The 2,593-nt window shown below is 67.3% G+C and carries 4 protein-coding genes; 3 read left to right on the plus strand and 1 reads right to left on the minus strand.

All coding sequences use genetic code 11. The features are described from left to right. Window positions 1–72: 72 nt before the first annotated feature. Window positions 73–516, minus strand: coding sequence for an ATP-binding protein (locus tag ACFVHV_RS43635; RefSeq protein ID WP_380359427.1), 444 nt, complete (start codon window positions 514–516; stop codon window positions 73–75). Window positions 517–705: 189 nt separating this feature from the next. Between ACFVHV_RS43635 and ACFVHV_RS43640 the strand changes: the two genes are divergently transcribed. From ACFVHV_RS43640 to ACFVHV_RS43650, 3 genes are all read left to right on the plus strand, one after another. Beyond that, complete coding sequence (locus ACFVHV_RS43640; RefSeq protein ID WP_380359430.1) at window positions 706–1,536, plus strand: Scr1 family TA system antitoxin-like transcriptional regulator; 831 nt, start codon at window positions 706–708, stop codon at window positions 1,534–1,536. Continuing rightward, a complete protein-coding gene (locus ACFVHV_RS43645) occupies window positions 1,533–1,724 on the plus strand; it encodes a DUF397 domain-containing protein (protein WP_380359432.1) in 192 nt (63 codons plus the stop codon). Before ACFVHV_RS43640 ends, ACFVHV_RS43645 begins: the two co-directional genes overlap by 4 nt. Window positions 1,725–1,860: 136 nt before the next feature. Continuing rightward, a complete protein-coding gene (locus ACFVHV_RS43650; RefSeq protein WP_380359435.1) occupies window positions 1,861–2,406 on the plus strand; it encodes an NUDIX hydrolase in 546 nt (181 codons plus the stop codon). Window positions 2,407–2,593 lie beyond the last annotated feature (187 nt).

Genomic DNA, 2,593 nt, shown 5'->3' on the forward strand with positions numbered 1-2,593 from the left:
GGTGTCGGCGGGGGTGCGGCCGCGGGAGAGGGCGTGGCCGGCGAGGGTGGTGAGGTGCATGGGGGTGTGCTTTCAGGCGGTGACGAGGGCGGGGCCGGGGGCGGGGGCGACGAGGGCCCAGACGAACTTGCCGATGCCGCAGGGGCGGGATTCGCAGCCCCAGCGCTCAGCGAGCCGGTCGACGAGGAGCAGGCCACGCCCGTGCTCGTCGTCCGGCGCGGCGACACGGAGGGAGGGGCGCCCGCTGCCAGCGTCGTGCACCTCCAGCCGCAGGCGGGAGTGGACGAGGGCGAAGCGGATCTCGATGCGACGGTCGTCGGGCGCGTCGGCGTGCCGGACGGCATTGGCGAAGAGTTCGCCGAGCAGCAGTTCGGCGGTGTCGCGGTAGCGGTCCCCGGAGGGCAGTCCGGAGAGGTAGGCCCGGAGCAAGTAGCGGGCCAGGGGCGTGAATTCGACCCGGGAGTCAAGGCGGGCGACGAATGCGCGGGGGCGGGGGGGTTTTGAGCATGGAGGCACCTCGGATGGGGTGAGGTCTGAGCGGCTCGGTCAGCCTCGGGCGGTGCACCTTCGGCGTCTGGCTGAGGGCTTGCACATCACAGCTTCGCTCCGGTCCGTAGTGATGTGACTACCCAGTGCGCCCAATGTCCTCTAGACTTCGGAGCTGTTCAACTTGACTTTGCCGTTTGATTGGTAGGGTGAATCGCCTTGAACAAACGTGAACTTGACCCCCAGGCCTCCCCTTCCGCCGAGTTCGGGGCCTTTCTCCGGGCGTTGCGCGAGCAGCGGGGGTGGACGCAGGAGCACCTTGCCGGATTGATCGGCTGCACCTCTTCCTTCGTCTCAGCTCTTGAAAATGGTCGGCGGAAACCAACTCAACGGATTGCTGCGGCTCTTGACAGAGCATTTGACACATCGCAGGCAGGCACGTTCAAGCACAAGGCCGGCGACGTCAAGTACAGCGCACTGCTGGAAGGGTTCGCCGAGTTCGTCACCCAAGAACGTCGAGCCGCTGAACTGCGACTCTTCGAACTCGGCATCGTGCCGGGCTTGCTGCAAACGAGGGAGTACGCAACCGCCATTGCGGCGGGTGCTGTGCGCCGGAGGAGCATCACGCAGGACCAGGCAGACGAACGGGTGCGAGTCCTCATAAACCGCCAGGCTGGTATGCGCCGGGAACCGTCACCGCTGGTTCATGTCGTCATGGACGAGAGTTGCATTCGTCGGCCTGTGGGCGGGGATGCTGTGATGGCGGCTCAGCTTGACCACCTCGTTGATTTTGCCGGCGACCCCACGGTGCGACTCCAGATAGCCCCGTTCGAGCTCGGCGAGAACAGGGCTTTTGATCTTCCGGTGTCCATCCTGACGTTGCCGGACCGGTCGCTGGTCTCCTACGCCGAGAGTGCACACCAAGGGCGCTTGGAGCGGGATATCAAGGCGGTGACAGCCGAGTTGGCGGCCTACTATCAGCTGCAAACGCATGCCCTTTCACAGGCGGACTCGGTGGCGATGATCCGCGAGCTACGGAGGCGAGTATGACCCTCGACTGGTTCAAGTCCAGCTACAGCAGCAACGGTGGACAGTGCATCGAGGTATCCGACAGCATGCCCGGCATCGTCCCCGTTCGTGACTCCAAGGACCCCGAGGGTCCTGCTCTGGCCTTCCCGGTCGACGCCTGGTCGAGCTTCGTTGCCGCCGTCCGCTCCGGCGAGTTCAACGACGTCTGACGCACCGTTCGAGCTGTCCGAGACCCCATTACCCGCAGGCGGGTAATGGGGTCTTCCCGTTGTTGCCTCGGGAACTCGCCGCACGGGTGAGAGAGTTGGGAACTCAACTGGTGCGCGTGTAAGGGAGGGGCTGTTCGTGGAATGGGAAGTGTTCGGGCGTCGGCAGGTCTACGGGAGCCCGTGGGTCGAGGTCTGGCTCGATGACGTCGAGATCCCCGGCGTCGGCCGGATCGACCACCATGTCGTCCGCTACCCCCGCGCCTCGACCACCGCCGTCGTCACCAACGAGGCCGGCGAGTTCCTCCTCCTCTACCGGCACCGGTTCATCACCAGCCGCTGGGGCTGGGAGGTGCCGGCCGGATGGACCGAGCCCGGCGAGGAGCCAGCGGCGGCCATCGTCCGCGAGGTCGAGGAGGAGACCGGCTGGCGTCCCGGCCGGGTCGAGCTGTTGACCGAGTACGACGCCATGGCCGGCATCGGCGACGCCCACTTCCACGCCTACCACGTCACGGACTGCACCCGGGTCGGCGAGCCCGAGGACGTGTCCGAGGCGACCCGCGTGGCGTGGGTACCTGAAAGCGAAGTAGTGAAGCTCCTGACGGGCGGCGAGGTCGCTGATGGGCCGTCGCACGCCGCCCTGTCCTATTTCCTCGGCCCGTATCGGCTCGCTCGGCGTTCCTGACCGACTCGGAGACAGCGGCAACGGCCCTTGCGGAACCGGGTGGGCTCGTGTGTGAGCACACGAGCCCACCCGGAACGAAGGTCTCGGCGGCCCCCGGCGCGAGTGGCCCGGGGCGCCGCACCCAACATGGGCCCCCCGCGGGGGCCGACTGTGGAACCCGCGCCCGGCAGAGGGGGGGCGGGCGGTC

It is taken from the genome of Kitasatospora sp. NPDC127116 (assembly GCF_042677365.1).
GTDB classification, from domain to species: domain Bacteria; phylum Actinomycetota; class Actinomycetes; order Streptomycetales; family Streptomycetaceae; genus Kitasatospora; species Kitasatospora lactacystinica.

What these genes read in the sequence shown, in the direction of transcription:
- ACFVHV_RS43645 (WP_380359432.1), top strand. Translation starts at nt 1,533, where the DNA reads ATGACCCTCGACTGGTTCAAGTCCAGCTACAGCAGCAACGGTGGACAG.